This is a genomic window from Alkalibacterium sp. AK22 (genome assembly GCF_000585255.1).
In the GTDB taxonomy this organism is placed as follows: Bacteria; Bacillota; Bacilli; order Lactobacillales; family Carnobacteriaceae_A; genus Alkalibacterium.
In genome coordinates this window covers 79,051-95,259 of the sequence record NZ_JANL01000022.1, presented here as the reverse complement: position 1 = coordinate 95,259, position 16,209 = coordinate 79,051, and the positions used below count along the sequence as shown (strand labels likewise).

General features: G+C 44.5%; 11 protein-coding genes and 1 pseudogene. All 12 read left to right on the top strand.

Annotated features, from left to right (window positions below):
* The first annotated feature begins 363 nt into the window (after window positions 1–363).
* A pseudogene (secA, locus tag ADIAL_RS04975) lies at window positions 364–2,929 on the top strand (preprotein translocase subunit SecA).
* Window positions 2,899–4,009 (top strand): peptide chain release factor 2 gene (prfB, locus tag ADIAL_RS04970; protein ID WP_155849179.1). Its coding sequence is split into 2 segments (ribosomal slippage): window positions 2,899–2,961 and window positions 2,963–4,009, totalling 1,110 coding nucleotides; the frame shifts between segments, so codons are not numbered across the junction. The pseudogene secA and the gene prfB overlap by 31 nt, the downstream one beginning before the upstream one ends.
* Before the next feature lie 579 nt (window positions 4,010–4,588).
* Window positions 4,589–5,275 carry a cell division ATP-binding protein FtsE gene (gene ftsE, locus ADIAL_RS04965; protein WP_034300806.1) on the top strand — a complete coding sequence of 229 codons (687 nt, stop codon included), beginning with the start codon at window positions 4,589–4,591 and terminating at the stop codon, window positions 5,273–5,275.
* Window positions 5,265–6,152, top strand: a complete 888-nt coding sequence (gene ftsX / locus ADIAL_RS04960; RefSeq protein WP_034300804.1) for a permease-like cell division protein FtsX — start codon at window positions 5,265–5,267, stop codon at window positions 6,150–6,152. Before ftsE ends, ftsX begins: the two co-directional genes overlap by 11 nt.
* A 398-nt stretch (window positions 6,153–6,550) precedes the next feature.
* Complete coding sequence (locus ADIAL_RS04955; RefSeq protein WP_034300839.1) at window positions 6,551–7,753, top strand: PDZ domain-containing protein; 1,203 nt, start codon at window positions 6,551–6,553, stop codon at window positions 7,751–7,753.
* Window positions 7,754–7,947: 194 nt separating this feature from the next.
* Complete coding sequence (locus ADIAL_RS04950; protein ID WP_034300802.1) at window positions 7,948–8,619, top strand: HD domain-containing protein; 672 nt, start codon at window positions 7,948–7,950, stop codon at window positions 8,617–8,619.
* 160 nt (window positions 8,620–8,779) lie between these two features.
* Window positions 8,780–11,617, top strand: a complete 2,838-nt coding sequence (gene uvrA / locus ADIAL_RS04945) for an excinuclease ABC subunit UvrA (protein WP_034300800.1) — start codon at window positions 8,780–8,782, stop codon at window positions 11,615–11,617.
* 150 nt (window positions 11,618–11,767) lie between these two features.
* Complete coding sequence (gene liaX / locus ADIAL_RS04940) at window positions 11,768–13,462, top strand: daptomycin-sensing surface protein LiaX (RefSeq protein ID WP_034300798.1); 1,695 nt, start codon at window positions 11,768–11,770, stop codon at window positions 13,460–13,462.
* Between the two features lie 43 nt (window positions 13,463–13,505).
* Window positions 13,506–13,808, top strand: a complete 303-nt coding sequence (locus tag ADIAL_RS04935; protein ID WP_034300796.1) for a PspC domain-containing protein — start codon at window positions 13,506–13,508, stop codon at window positions 13,806–13,808.
* 3 nt (window positions 13,809–13,811) lie between these two features.
* Window positions 13,812–14,141: a phage holin family protein gene (locus tag ADIAL_RS04930; protein ID WP_034300794.1), complete on the top strand. Its 330-nt coding sequence runs from the start codon at window positions 13,812–13,814 to the stop codon at window positions 14,139–14,141.
* A gap of 214 nt (window positions 14,142–14,355) precedes the next feature.
* Window positions 14,356–15,300 carry an HPr(Ser) kinase/phosphatase gene (hprK, locus tag ADIAL_RS04925; protein ID WP_034300792.1) on the top strand — a complete coding sequence of 315 codons (945 nt, stop codon included), beginning with the start codon at window positions 14,356–14,358 and terminating at the stop codon, window positions 15,298–15,300.
* A 14-nt stretch (window positions 15,301–15,314) separates the two neighbouring features.
* Window positions 15,315–16,190, top strand: coding sequence for a prolipoprotein diacylglyceryl transferase (gene lgt, locus ADIAL_RS04920; protein ID WP_034300790.1), 876 nt, complete (start codon window positions 15,315–15,317; stop codon window positions 16,188–16,190).
* The last annotated feature ends 19 nt before the right edge of the window (window positions 16,191–16,209 follow it).

The window sequence follows — 16,209 nt, the reverse complement described above, 5'->3', positions numbered from 1 at the left end:
AAAAAGAAAAAACCGAGTAGGTTTGTACATAAGTACAATTCTACTCGGTTTAACTTTATTTTACTCCGGTTGAGACTTTTGTCCCAGCCCCTTTTTTTGCGTTTGAATCCGGCACCCTGTGAAGGTTGTCTGGCAGACTGGCGAGTAAGGGGTCAGGAGAGCGATTTTTAGGAAAATATAAAAGGCTCAAAAGACTGTTTGCAGGCCTTTCACAGCAAGTAGAATTTGTTTGAACAAATTAAAACACTTCATCAGAGAGTTACAATAGAACCTTTTAATCCCGGGGTAATAGTGGTATGATATGACAGTATGAGAAAATCCGGAAGTGCTTATAGAATCCACATATAGGGGAGAATTGTATTCATGGCTCATTTATTAAAACAGATTTTTGAGAACGATAAAAAAACACTACGCCGATACGGAAAAATTGCTGATCAGATTGATGCACTGACAGACAGCATGCAGGCCTTAACTGACGAAGAACTAAAGGCAAAGACAGAAGAGTTTAAAGGAAGATATGCTTCAGGTGAAAGTCTGGATGACATGCTACCTGAAGCCTTTGCAGCCATAAGAGAAGGAGCTCGACGCGTACTAGGACTGCATCCGTTCAGGGTACAGCTGATGGGAGGAATAGCGCTTCATGAAGGCAATATTTCAGAGATGAAAACGGGTGAAGGGAAGACATTGACGGCTACGATGCCGGTCTACTTGAATGCCATTTCTGGAGACGGTGCGCACGTGGTAACTGTCAATGATTACTTGGCTACACGAGATGCTGACGAGATGGGTGAACTGTATCGCTGGATGGGGCTGACTGTTGGCTTGAACCTGAACAACAAGTCTTCCGAGGAAAAACGTGAGGCCTACAACTGCGATATCACTTATTCTACAAACAATGAGTTGGGCTTTGATTACTTGCGTGACAACATGGTCGTCTACAAGGAGCAGATGGTTCAGCGGCCATTAAACTTTGCTATTTTGGATGAGGTCGATTCCATCCTTGTTGATGAAGCGAGAACGCCACTGATCATATCCGGCCAAGCCAACCGTTCGACTTCATTTTATACCCGCTGTGATTTCTTTGTTAAAGGACTGAAAGAAGACGAGGATTATACTATTGACTTGCAGTCTAAATCTATTTCACTGACGGAAGAAGGAATCGAGAACGCAGAGAAGACCTTCCGCGTAACCAATCTGTATGATATTGAAAATCAGGCACTCGTGCATCACCTGGATCAGTCGCTGAGAGCGAACTTTATTATGCACAAAGATTTTGATTATGTCGTGGACGACGGCGCAGTCAAAATTGTTGACCAATTTACCGGGCGTATCATGGAAGGACGACGCTATTCAGACGGTTTACATCAGGCCATCGAAGCGAAGGAAAATGTTGAGATTCAGAAAGAATCGAAGACGATGGCAACCATCACTTTCCAGAACTACTTCCGTATGTATAAGAAGCTATCAGGGATGACAGGTACCGCTAAGACGGAAGAAGAAGAATTCAGAGAAATTTATAACATGAACGTTGTTGCCATCCCGACTAACCGTCCGCTCATTCGGGATGACCGTGACGACTTGCTTTATCCGACACTAGAAAGCAAGTTTAAAGCCGTGGCTGAAGACATCAAGGAGCGCCATGCCAAAGGACAGCCGGTCCTGGTAGGAACAGTAGCTGTTGAAACGTCTGAGCTAATCAGTACCCTACTTAGAAAAGAAGGAGTCCCTCACGAGGTACTGAACGCTAAAAACCATTTCAGAGAAGCTGAAATCGTCGTCAATGCCGGCCAACCTGGTGCAGTCACTATTGCGACCAACATGGCCGGACGTGGAACAGATATCAAGCTTGGTCCGGGAGTAAAAGAAGCCGGGGGCCTTGCGGTTATCGGTACAGAACGGCATGAATCCAGACGTATCGACAATCAGCTGAGAGGAAGGGCAGGTCGTCAGGGAGACCCTGGTGTATCCCAGTTTTATCTATCGCTGGAAGATGACTTGATGAAGCGTTTCGGTTCAGAACGTATTCGAATGGTTCTTGAACAACTGAAAATTGCTGAAGACGATGCCGTTATTCAAAGTAGAATGATCAGTCGCCAAGTTGAATCAGCTCAGAAACGAGTCGAAGGGAACAACTATGACACCCGCCGTAATGTATTGAAGTACGACGATGTTATGAGAGAACAGCGTGAAGTGATTTACTCGCAGCGCCAGGAAGTTATCATGGAGAGCGATTCGCTCAGCTACGTCACAATCCCGATGGTCCGTCGGACAATCGAACGCTATGTTCAGCTGAATACGCAGCAGGAAGATGCATCTAAATGGAACCTGGAGCATATCGAAGAATTTGCCCATACGGTTCTCGTACATCCGGAAGACCTGACTATCGAAGACCTTAAAGGAAAGACTGCGCAACAGATTATTGACTTGCTTGTAGATCTGGCCCGGTCAAATTATGAGGAAAAAACGTCTCAGCTTAACGGGAAAGAACAAGTTCTTGAATTCGAGAAAGTTGTTATTCTGAGAGTTGTTGACAGAAAATGGACAGATCACATCGATCAGATGGATCAGCTGCGTCAGGGAATTGGTCTTCGTTCATATGGTCAGTTCAACCCGCTGACGGAATACCAGCAGGAAGGATTCAGCCTGTTTGAGGACATGATTGGAGAAATTGAGTATGAAGTGACTCGACTGCTGATGAAGTCACAGATCAGACAGAATCTGCAGCGGGAGCAGACTACACCGACTGGCAGCAAGAAACAAAATGTTCGCAGAAAAAATGAAAAACCAACCTATTCGCATGATGAAGAAACACACACACGAATGGGCTAAAAAGAACCAAGCGGGAAGGAACGGATCGTGCATCTGTTCCTTTTGCTTAGCAAAAAACGGAGGCATAGTATGGAAATCAGTGAAATTTCACAAAAACTGAATACAGCAAAACAAAAGGTCGAAGACTTCAGGGGGTCTCTTTGACTTAGAAGCCATAGAACGTGACATAGCAGAATATGATCACATCATGTCTTCTCCTGAATTTTGGAACAATCAGGAAGCGGCGCAAAAAGTTATCAAAGAATCAAACGAAGTCAAAAGTGTTCACCAAGCGTTCACCTTTATTGAGACAAAAGTCGAAGAGGTAGAATTGCTGCTGGAGATGCTTAGAGAAGAAGAAGACCAGGATATGCTGGAAGAGATTCAAGGCAGTCTAACTGAGTTGACTGATGCAGTGGAACAGTTTGAGCTGGATATGCTGCTGGGTGAACCTTATGACAAATCCAATGCCATCTTGGAACTGCATCCCGGAGCAGGTGGAACGGAATCCCAGGACTGGGGAGAGATGCTTTACCGCATGTACACACGCTGGATCGAGCAGCGTGGTTTTTCCTATGAAGTACTTGAATATCAAAGCGGAGACGAGGCTGGTATCAAAAGTGCCACTTTGCTGGTAAAAGGGACGAATGCCTATGGTCTGCTTAAAGCAGAAAAAGGTGTGCATCGCCTAGTTAGAATCTCCCCCTTTGATTCAAGTGGCCGCCGTCATACTTCTTTTGTATCCATTGATGTGATTCCTGAAATCGACGATGAGATCGATATTGAAGTCAACTCGGATGAAATCCGAGTTGATACATTCCGAGCCAGTGGGGCCGGTGGCCAGCATATCAACAAAACTGAATCAGCTGTCCGAATCACCCACCTGGAAACTGGACTGGTGGCGTCCAGTCAGGCTGGTCGTTCACAGCTGGCTAACAGGGAAACAGCGATGAATATGCTGAAAGCCAAGCTTTATCAGAAGGAAATGGAAGAGAAGCAGAAGGAAATGGATGAAATTCGGGGCGAGCAGAAAGAAATTGGCTGGGGTTCTCAAATAAGGTCTTATGTGTTCCATCCTTACTCGATGGTTAAGGATCACCGAACCAACATGGAGAGCGGAAACACGGATGCTGTAATGGATGGAGATTTAGATCCCTTTATTGAAGCGTATCTAAGATTCTCAATGAAAGGCTCCTCTTAAAGGATCACCTCACCTAAAATAATAAATATACAGAAGAAGAGGCGGCTGTCTCGAGAGAGCCGGTTCTTCTTTTTTGCAGGACGGGCTATTTTTATATCCTGTGCCTAGCCTAACAAACTAAGCAAAAAAGCACAGTTAAGCAGAAGAGCACAGTGTGTCATTCACAAGAGTAATATTGATTAATATTTAGACTTATGGATAACTTTAAAAAGCAATTTTGAGAAATAAAATGAGATGTCATATTTCTGACAAAGTTATCCATTGGATGTTTATATAGTCGGAAAAGAAAAAAGTGGGGCGCTGAAACAAAAAAACAAGCATTATATACATTTTGGTGTTGGTTTCTCCCCTTTTTTACTCTTTTTTTGAGTGATTTGTGGGGTGGTGATAGAATGTGGGTGTAGGTGCCGCGGAATGTTCAGTAAACTCCTGACCGCTTGTACCCTTTGAAATATTTTTGTAATTGTTTTAAAACAGACATCTATATCATGAATGCTATACTAGTAAAGGTTAGAAAAAGTCAGTCAGCTACTCGAATCGTTAGGACAGTGAAAATCTCAACAGATAGGTGATTATTTAATGATAAAAATGACAAATGTCTACAAAAAATATCCAAATGGTATTACTGCCATAAATGGATTGGACGTATCGATTGATCAGGGTGAGTTTGTCTATGTCGTGGGCCCCAGTGGCGCAGGGAAGTCAACTTTCATCAAAATGATTTACAGAGAAGAAGTACCTACTAAGGGGACAGTAAAGGTCGGTGAATTTGATCTGGTTGGCCTGAAAGCCAAGAAAGTTCCATACTTACGCAGACACGTAGGAGTGGTTTACCAGGACTTTAAACTTCTGCCAAGATTGACTGTTTTTGAGAATGTGGCGTATGCCATGCAGGTTGTAGGTAAAAATTCAAAACAAATTCAGAAAAGAACGCTAGAGGTACTTGACCTAGTCGGACTGAAGCATAAAGTTAGAATGTTCCCAAATGAACTTTCAGGAGGAGAACAGCAGCGTGTGGCTATTGCGCGTGCGATTGCCAACATGCCACGTGTTTTGATTGCAGATGAGCCAACAGGAAACTTGGATCCTGAAACAGCATGGGGCATCATGGATCTGCTGGAAGAAATCAATAACCAGGGAACCACCATTATTATGGCGACTCATAATAGTGATATTGTCAACCGCGTAAGACACCGTGTGCTGGCAGTAGAGAACGGCCGTATCGCTCGTGATCAGGAAGGGGGAGAATACGGATATGAAAGCTAAAACATTTTGGAGACACATTAAAGAATCACTTAAAAGTATCAAACGGAACGGATGGATGACAGTCGCTGCAGTAAGTGCTGTTGCAGTCACGCTACTTCTGGTCGGAAGTTTTATTGCCATCTTGATGAATGTTAATAAGCTGGCTACCGATGTGGAAGAAGATGTCAGTGTCCGCGTGTACATCGATCTGGCTGCGGAAGAAGAAGACCAAGAAGCTCTTCAGCAAAACCTGGAAGATATTGACGATGTAGAACAGGTTGTCTTTTCCAGTCGTGATGATGAACTGTCTCAGGTTATCGGCAGTTATGGGGACGAGTTTGGATTATTCGACGGCGACGATAACCCGTTGCATGATGTCTTTATTTTGAATACGGCAGCACCGGAAGCAACCGCTGATGTGGCTGACCAGGCTGAAGAGTTTAGTTATGTAGCGGATGTCAATTATGGGGGAGCGACTGCCGACCGGCTTTTCGAAGTCATGGGGACCGTAAGAAATGTCGGGGGAATCATCATAGTGGCCCTGATATTTACAGCTGTCTTCCTGATTGCTAATACTATCCGGATAACGATTTTCTCCAGAAGAACCGAAATCGAGATCATGAAACTGGTGGGAGCCACTAACTGGTTCATCCGCTGGCCGTTCTTAATTGAAGGGGCACTAATTGGTTTCATCGGAGCACTGATTCCCGTAACAGCCATTTCTTATGTCTATTTGACTGGTTTTGACAGAGTGATGGAATTTCTGTATGGCACTTACTTTGGCCTCCTTGAGCCGAATCCGTTTCTGATTCAGCTCGTTGTCTTGTTACTGGCAATTGGTGTGCTTATCGGAAGTATCGGATCGTCCTTGTCGATTAGAAAATTCCTCAAGGTATAAGTAAACAAAGCAAAAAAAGGGGGCTGTGGCCCCCTTTTTTTACATAAAAACAGACTAGTAGAAAAAGACAGGCAGTCGTGTATAAACATCTCAGGATCAGCAACATCTATTCACTGTCAGCAGTCGCAGCGGCTTTAACTGCGCCTGCTTCTCCATTGAACCAGGTCCCTTTCTCGACTAGCGTGAACGAACCGGCTGTTACTTTCGTCTACTGCTCAAGGTACGTTGCGTACTTTGGACATCTGTAATCATGTACGTAAGCGCATTTATTGGAACAAGCCAGCTAGCGTCGGGAGCCGGCTTGTATTTGTACAACTATGAATGGATATAATTTTGACCATTTCAAGGTTAGTTATGATAAACTGGTTAAGACTAACAGATTAGAAGGGATGACAGGCATGACCGTATTGCAGAACAGTTTGCTCGCACTAATATTATTTGTCTTACAGCCCACTTTCATTATCGGGCTCGTTCTTGTATTTGTTTTAAAGAGTCGCCGATTCACCTATTCTCGGAATCAGTTGAGGGCCTCGATTTATAAAGATCATTACGAACTGAAGCGCTTTTTCCTTTGGGGGGCAGCTTCCGGACTCGTTCTGTCGCTGGTCTCATTTTTGGTGGGTGTACCTGTTAGCTTGGACTGGATCCTGGCTTATCAGCTAACCACACTCTTATTGATGGGGCTAGGCTACCGCTTTATTCATCCGATTTTCACTTTTACGTTGTCGGCATTCGGTGTAGCAGTAGCCGGCTATTTTTTCCCAGTAGAAGATATTGTGCAGTCCGTTCTTGTAGAGTGGGACAGTCCGTTCTTGCAATCGGACAGTTTGACTTTTGAAGGCCTGCAGCCCATTTTTGTCCTGACTTTACTGCTGCTTTTAAGTACAGTCCTGACACTCCATGTTGTCAAAATCCATCAGTTTACACCCCGCTTCCTAAAAACCAAACGGGGGAAGCTTGTTGCCCGCTACCGCATGACACCTTTGTGGCTGGTCCCGCTGGTCGTAGTAGTTCCGGGAGATACGTTTACTCGTCTTTTTGACTGGTGGCCGGTCTTTTCAATCGGGACCGAGACATATTCATTTTTGCTGATCCCAGTCTTGCTAGGGTTCAGATACACGGTCCAAGCTCAGATGCCGACTCAGGCGAAGAATGCGCTAGTCAGGGATTTTCTTTTCCTGGCGGGTGCAGGTGTGCTCTTTTTTGCCCTGTCATTCTGGCTGCCGATTTTTGCAGCGGCAGGTTTACTCCTCCTCCTCGCTGGAGGCGTGTTCGTTCTGTACAGGCACCGATTGCGTGAGAGGCAGTGGACTTTCCGTTTTGGACCGGCGGAAGAAGGACTGAGAGTTGTAGCGGTCAGGCCTGAAAGTCCGGCAGAAAAAATGGGGATTGAAATAGGTGATACACTTATAGAGTCCAACCAGGTAACCTTGTATAGCGCCAATGATTTCACAGAATCACTTTTTTCCAGTAAATCCTACTGTAAACTGAAGGTACGACGGATAGACGGTGAGTTAATCATGGTCGAACGGGCCCTATACGAGGATGACCCCCATGATTTGGGTTTGATTCTACTCGAGCAGATTGAAACTATAAGATAGGCGGCCACGCTTGTCGTTTTGGGTTAAACTGTTTGAAATCAGCAGACGAGAAAAGAGATGCCAGAAGCGGTATCTCTTTTTCTATAGGGCAACGGGTGTTATAGCAGCAGTACCCTGCTCATCCAGAAAGAATTGAAATCACTCTAAATAGCTGATAGTATAAAGTAACTTTACTTTTGGAAAGGAGCATACTTATGGGAATACATGAATACTTTAAAAGCCTCAGTGATTTGGAAAAAATCAATCGCTGTCCGGGGAAATTTAAATACGAGGAGCATTCGGTGGCCGAGCATTCTTTCAAGGTGACGAAGATTGCCCAGTTTCTAGGAACAGTCGAGGAATATCATGGACATGAGGTCAACTGGAAATCACTATATGAGAAAGCTTTAAACCATGACTATTCAGAAATATTTATTGGGGACATCAAGACACCTGTCAAATATGCAGACCCGGATTTAAGAGAAAGGCTTGCGCATGTTGAAGAATCGATGACTCGGCATTTTATCGAGCAAGAAATCCCGAAAGCTTTCCAGGCCGTCTACCACGACCGTCTAAAAGAAGGAAAGGATGAAACGCTGGAGGGACGGATACTGTCTGTAGCAGACAAGATCGACTTGCTGTATGAATCCTTTGGCGAAATTCAGAAGGGGAATCCGGAGCAGCTTTTTACAGAAATTTATCAGGAATCACTGGACACGATTCTAAAATTTAAGGAAATGACTTCTGTGCAGTATTTTTTATCGGAAATTTTGCCTGACTTGCTTAGTGGTGAATTTACAAATCAGATGCAGCTTGAGCGGATTTCTGAACAGATACTGAAAAATCACGACATCGAACAAACATTCGCCTTAGGAAATGAAATATGATATAATCGGATAGTGATAAAAGGGAAGGGCTCGCCTCTTTCCTTTTTCTTTACCCATAAATCCGGGATGTGTCATAGTCGAATTCCGGGCTTAAAAAACGTACAATAGTTATAATAAGAACCATTGATCATGAATCTAAATACAAAGGCAGGAAAAATGAATGGTAAATGATAAAATTGAAGTCAGAGGGGCACGGTCCCACAATCTGAAAAACATTGATGTTACAATCCCCCGAGACAAACTGGTTGTGATGACGGGCTTGTCCGGGTCAGGCAAGAGTTCATTGGCATTCGATACACTTTATGCAGAAGGCCAGCGCCGTTATGTAGAGTCTCTCTCGGCGTATGCCAGACAGTTTTTAGGGCAAATGGATAAGCCGGATGTGGATAGCATTGAAGGCCTCAGTCCGGCGATATCCATTGACCAGAAAACGACCAGCAACAATCCCCGGTCCACAGTAGGGACTGTGACGGAAATCAACGATTATCTGCGTCTGATGTATGCCCGTGTCGGAAAACCGATTTGTCCGAATGACGGTACTGAAATTTCCAGTCAGTCGATTGAGCAGATGGTCGACCGGCTGCTAGAATATCCAGAGCGGACCCGACTGCAAGTCCTGGCGCCCGTGGTCAAGGAAAAAAAGGGGCAGCACAAGAAAACACTGGAAAAAATTAAAAGTGAGGGCTATGTCCGTCTGAGAGTCGATGGAGAAATTTTAGATATTGGTGACGAAATAGAGCTGGACAAGAATAAACAGCATTCAATAGAGGTAATTATTGATCGCCTCGTTATAAAGGATGGGATCCGGTCTCGTTTGTTTGACTCGCTTGAAGCAGCTGTAAATCTGGCAGAAGGTTACGTGATTGCTGATATTATCGGCCAAGAAGAAGTGCTGTTCAGTGAACACTATGCTTGCCCGCTTTGCGGGTTTACTCTTCCTCCTCTGGAACCTCGCCTGTTCTCTTTTAACGCGCCGTTCGGGGCCTGCTCTGAATGCGACGGGCTGGGAACCAAGCTGGAAGTGGATTTAGACTTAGTCATACCGGACAAAAACCTGTCTATAGACGAGGGAGCCATCGTACCTTGGCAGCCAATCAGTTCCAATTATTATCCACAAATGCTGTCGCAGGCCTGTGATGCTTTTGATATCGATACTACAGTTCCTTTCAAAGATCTGCCTAAGGCTAAGCAGAAAGTTGTTTTAAATGGTTCTAAAAATAAAAAGTTTCACTTTCATTATAAGAATGATTTTGGCAGTGTAAGAGACACAATGATTCCTTTTGAAGGAGTACTCAGCAATATTTCCAGACGTTACCATGAAACAAGCAGTGACTATACCCGCAACCAGATGCAGCAGTACATGACTGAGTTGGAATGTCATGTCTGCCATGGCAAGAGACTGAACCGTGAGGCCCTATGTGTCAAAGTTCAGGGTCAGGACATCGGGGAAATCAGTGGTCTGTCTGTCGAAAAGGCGTACGCTTTCTTTGAAGAGCTGGAACTGTCCGCTTCTGACAGCACCATTGCTGCTCCAATCCGAAAAGAAATCAAAGATCGGCTCTCTTTCTTGCGCAATGTTGGCCTAGATTATCTGACATTGAGCCGAAAGGCAGGCACATTGTCTGGGGGCGAAGCGCAGCGGATTCGACTCGCTACTCAAATTGGGTCAAATCTTTCAGGGGTGCTCTATATTCTGGATGAACCGTCTATTGGCCTGCATCAGCGGGATAATAACCGTCTGATCGACTCACTGAAAAAAATGCGCGATTTAGGCAATACGCTTGTGGTCGTTGAGCACGATGAAGATACGATGCGAGCAGCAGACTATGTTATAGACATCGGACCGGGTGCTGGAGAAAATGGCGGTCAGGTCGTTGCTGCGGGCACACCGGAAGAAATCGAGCAGCATCCGGACTCGATTACAGGGGCCTATCTGTCTGGAAGAAAAGAAATTGCAGTGCCGACCCGTCGTCGGGATGAAGATCATGGCAGTATTGATCTAAAAGGGGCACAGGAAAATAACTTAAAAAACATTGATGTGTCTTTCCCGCTTGGTCGTTTCACGGCTGTGACCGGGGTTTCAGGTTCAGGGAAAAGCTCCCTGGTTAACGGTATTTTAAGAAAGGCATTGGCTCGCGAAGTGGGACGGTCCAAAGCCAGACCTGGAAAGTTCGCATCCATTAGCGGATATGAACAGCTGGAAAAAGTGATTGATATTGATCAGAGTCCAATTGGTCGGACACCCCGGAGTAACCCGGCGACATATACAAGTGTTTTTGATGATATCAGGGATTTGTTTGCAAAAACGAACGAAGCGAAGATGCGCGGCTATAAAAAGGGCCGGTTCTCTTTTAATGTTAAGGGAGGACGCTGTGAAGCCTGCAGGGGAGACGGCATACTGAAGATAGAAATGCATTTTCTGCCGGATGTCTATGTTCCGTGTGAAATTTGTCATGGGACCCGTTATAATTCAGAAACTTTGGAAATTAAATATAAAGGCAAGAATATATCCGAAGTCCTCGGCATGACGATTGAAGAAGGGGTGGAGTTTTTCTCCAATATTCCAAAAATCGAGCGCAAGCTGCAAACAATTATTGATGTCGGACTAGGTTATATGACCCTTGGCCAGCCGGCAACAACCCTCTCAGGAGGAGAAGCTCAGCGGATGAAACTGGCCAGTGAACTTCATAAGCGTCAGAACGGGCATAATTTTTATATCCTGGATGAACCAACTACAGGTCTGCATGCAGACGATATTGCCCGGCTGCTTCAAGTTCTGGACCGTCTAGTTGAGGCAGGGAATACTGTTCTTGTTATCGAGCACAACTTGGATGTCATTAAAATGGCGGATCACATCATTGATCTTGGACCAGAAGGGGGAGCAGGGGGAGGCACCCTGATTGTCACAGGTACGCCGGAAATCGTTGCACAGTGTGAAGACAGCTATACTGGACACTACCTCAAGCCGATACTGGAAAAAGAAAGAAAGAACATTTAAGCAGACGACAGCAGGCCTGAAGTGTCCAGCTGATAAATCAGTCGGAAGACCTATGACAATCAACTGATTTTCATTCATAATATAGGGTAGATAGAAAGAAGACTCACCATACTATGCCGCACAAAGGAAAGACAATAGGAGGTATACAAAATGAATGAAAGAGAACGTATTCTTGATTTGATTCGACAGGGAATCATCTCGACTGAAGAGGGCCTGGATCTGCTTGAAGCTGTTGCCAAAAAAGAGGATGACCGCATGGATCAGCCGGAGTTTGGCGAAACAGAAAAAACTGTGGAGTCAACTGGGAATCAGGAAGGAGTCACCCAAGCAGAACGTGAAGAAGCCGAACAAGAACTGAAAGAGCTGGTTGCTGAAATCAGCGAGTACTCTGTTGCACTAGATCATGTAAATGAACAACTGGGTGACAAAAAAGAAGAGCTGAAAGACAAGAAAAATAAGCACCAAGCTTTGAAAGAAGCAAGTATCGAGTCTGAACAGGCTGAAAAAAACCGGATCATTGAAAAAATCCATGCTATCCAAAAAGAACTGGAACTCATCAAGCAGCTCGATGAAGTCGACACCACAGATGAAATTGTTAAATTAAGAGAAGAAGTCGGCGACTTGGATAAGGAGCTGCGTGCGGTAGAAACTGCAAGTGACAGTGAAGACATGGTCAAGGCCAAAGCGCTATTTGAAGACATCAGCATTTTGGAGAGAGAAGTTGACGAGCTCAGCAGTCAACGTTCTGAACTGATGAAGAAATTAAATCAGTCCAAAGTCAAGCAGTGGACTCTAAAAGCACGACAGGCAGCTTCACAGTTTGAAATTCCCGAGGACTGGAAGAAGGAAGCTAGTGAAGAATTGTCCAAAGCTGGTGAAAAACTGGAAGCAGCAGGCAAGGAATGGTCTAGAGTACTGAAAGAAAAAGTCGATCAGGCCTCCAAGAGTGATCTTTCAGAAACGGTTCGTTCCAATATCGAAAACATGATGGATCATTTCGACTGGAAAGATATCAGTGTCAAAATGCCAACCTTGACTACAAAGGAATTCAAGAAAGAATGGCAATATGAGCATACAACAGCAACTATTTTGGATTTTAAGATTGCCAACGGTAAAGTAATCGTCAGACCAGGTGAAGGAGAAACAGTCTCCTTCAAGGCAAAAGGAAAGTTATATGGTAAAATGGATGAAGAAACACCTGTAGCTTCTTTCGATGTCCGTAGCACTTTTACCATAGACGAGGACAAACTGGTCTGCCATGTACCCAATAAGCGGGTTTATGTCGAACTAGAAGTTTCACTGCCTAAACGCACATACGACTACATGTCTTTCACCATGCTCAATGGCAAGCTGGATTTGAAAGGTGTCAATGCTAAAGATATTTTTGCCAAGTCAACCAATGGGTCGCTTGTATTCGAGGAAGTTTCGGCTACCATGCTTGAAGTTAAGGGATCTAATGGGGATATTACTGTTGAAAAAGCTCACCTTAAAGATATGTTGGCCGGATCAGTCAACGGTACGGTTGCATTCAAAGGTGTAACGGAAAGTGCAGATTTTTCTACAACCAATGGAGACATAAAGGCAACCCTGACCGATAGCCGGGTAGTCCGCGTCAAAGCAACAACCGTAAATGGAAATGTAAAAGTAGCCCTACCTAAAGAAAAAGCTTTGGAAGGCAAGCTCAAAACAACGTTCGGAAAAGTGAAAAGTAGATTGACTGACACGGAGCCTCTTGAGAAAGATGAGCACACGGTCAGCATCAGACGTATCACATCAGAAAGACCGTTGGATCTTTATGCAGCCACGACTACAGGCAATATTTTATTGAAAGATACCAGCGAATAAAGCGTTAAGGGTAGGATATTATTAAAGAAAAGAGGAGTATAAGATGAGAAAATTAGCTAAATCCAAAGATAATGCAGTGATTTTCGGCGTGCTTGGAGGACTCGGTGAGTACTTTAATATCGATCCGGTACTGCTCAGGGTTGTTGTGGTTGTAGCCACTTTTATCGGCGTGGGGGCGACAGTCCCCATTTATCTGATCCTGGCTCTCGTTATGCCTGATGGAGAGGCGAGTGCGGACAATACAGGATCAAAGAAAAAGCAGACATCTCCTTTCGGCAGTCCTAAAGGCAAGCCTAAACGCAAGGAAGCTGAGAAAATTGAAGAGGAAGACTGGAGTGACTTTTAAACCATGAAATGGTGGCAAAGAATTTTAGCCAACACGATAATTTTTTTAGCCTTGGCAGGCTTTCTGCAAGGTTTTACCATTGCCGCCTGGAGTACGGCGTTGATAGCGGCAGTTGTTTTTGGAGTGCTGAACATGATTGTAAAACCGATTGTGGTGATTTTATCCCTGCCGATTACCATCATGACGCTTGGACTGTTTTACTTTATCATTAACGGGCTCATGCTGTGGCTGACTTCAGCGATTGTCAGCGGTTTTGATTTCAGTTCGTTTGGAATGGCCTTGCTGGTCGCACTAATCGTATCGGCACTAAACTCTTATTTTGATAATGCCTGACTAAGGTTCAAAGCCCGTATCCTGTCTGATTCCTGGAAGCGACATTTTGTTGCTTAAGGAGGTGCAGATGGTATATGGGTTTTTTCGATGTAGACTCCAAACGGCCTACATAGGCCTGACTGACGAACGATCGGGCTGTTTAGTTTTTATATAAAGCCATAAAAAAATGTGATATGATTAAAATGGATTGGATAATTATAAAAGGAGCGTATATATGACTTCCTCAGTAAAAATTAGGGAACTAGTAGATGCAATGGATGACATCAGTGTTGTCGTCGGTGAAGAATTTTTAGACAGAGACATAGTGATTAGTGATCTGTCCAGACCAGCACTGGAGCTGACGGGTTACTTCAGCTTTTATCCGCAGAATCGAATGCAATTGCTTGGAAAAACGGAGTTGTCCTTTGCGGAGCGGATGACCAGTGATGAGCGTTATATTGTTATGAAGCGTATGTGTCAGGCAGACACTCCTGCCTTTCTCGTATCCAGAAGTCAGCAGCCTCCTAAGGAACTGCTAAAGGCAGCTCAGGAAAAAGGGATTCCCGTACTCGTCTCAAAGCGGTCGACGACCCGGCTATCCTCAAATGTGACTAACTTTCTGGAAGAAAGATTAGCCGAGCGGATCTCACAGCACGGCGTACTGGTAGATATTTACGGTATGGGTGTGCTGATTATTGGAGATTCAGGTATCGGTAAATCTGAAACGGCACTTGAACTGATTCAAAGAGGCCATCGTTTAGTCGCGGATGACCGGGTTGAGCTGTATATGATGGATGAGCGCAGAATCATTGGTGAACCGCCTGAGATACTGAGACATTTGATTGAGATACGCGGAATTGGCGTAATCGATGTCGTGAACTTGTTTGGTGTCGGGTCCATCCGAGCGACTAAAACTGTTGATTTGGTGATCAATCTCCAGCACTGGGATAAAAATGTCCAGTATGACCGCCTGGGCTACAATCTAGATAAAATGAGATTTTTCAATGTAGATATTCCCAAACTGTCTATTCCGGTACGTGTTGGGCGTAACTTGTCCATCATCATTGAAATTGCGACAATGAATATCCGGGCTAAAGAGATGGGCTATGATGCTACAAAGACGTTTGAAAAAAATCTGGAGAATCTGATTCAGCAAAATACGGAAGAAAATGAGAAGTGAATGGAGGAAATCAAGTGAATAGTGTTTTAGGGAATATCGATCCGGTTGCTTTTCGGCTCGGACCGGTAGAAGTGGCTTGGTATGGGCTAATTATCGTTACCGGGATGTTTCTAGCCACCTGGCTGAGTATGAAAGAAGCTGGCAGAAGAGGGATTGAAGAGGATTTTATCGTTGACCTGACCTTTTGGATATTGCCAGCAGGAATTTTGGGAGCCCGGTTGTACTATGTGCTTTTTGAACTGCAGACGTACTTATCAGACCCCATCCGAATCTTCTTTTTCTGGGAAGGCGGTCTGGCTATTTACGGCGGGCTGATTCTCGGCTTCTTGACACTCTACTGGTATGCTGAAAAACGTAATGTACCCCTGTGGCTGTTAGTCGATGTGCTGGCTCCGCATGTCATGCTGGCCCAGTCAATTGGACGATGGGGAAACTTTATCAACCAGGAAGCGCATGGTACGGAGGTCTCGCGCAGCTTTCTTGAAGGATTGAGACTGCCTAACTTTATTATCAACCAGATGAATATCAACGGTGCTTATTATCATCCCACCTTCTTATACGAGTCAGTATGGAATCTTATCGGTTTTGTACTGCTTATGATTTTGAGAGCAAAAACTAATATTTTCAGACGAGGCGAAGTTTTCTTAAGTTATGTTATCTGGTACGGGTTTGGACGTTTCTTTATCGAAGGATTGAGAACAGACAGTTTGCTGATTGGTGGCTTTATACGAGTATCTCAGGCGTTGTCACTACTATTATTTGTAGCAGGAATCGGTCTGATTGTATACAGACGAATGTATGTTTATCCTAAGCCGGCTTTATATCTGGAAGGGACAGAGCCGGAAAAAGCATTTGAAGCAAAACGGAAAAAATATGAGGCCCGTAAATAAATTGGCCTGAAAAGGAGAG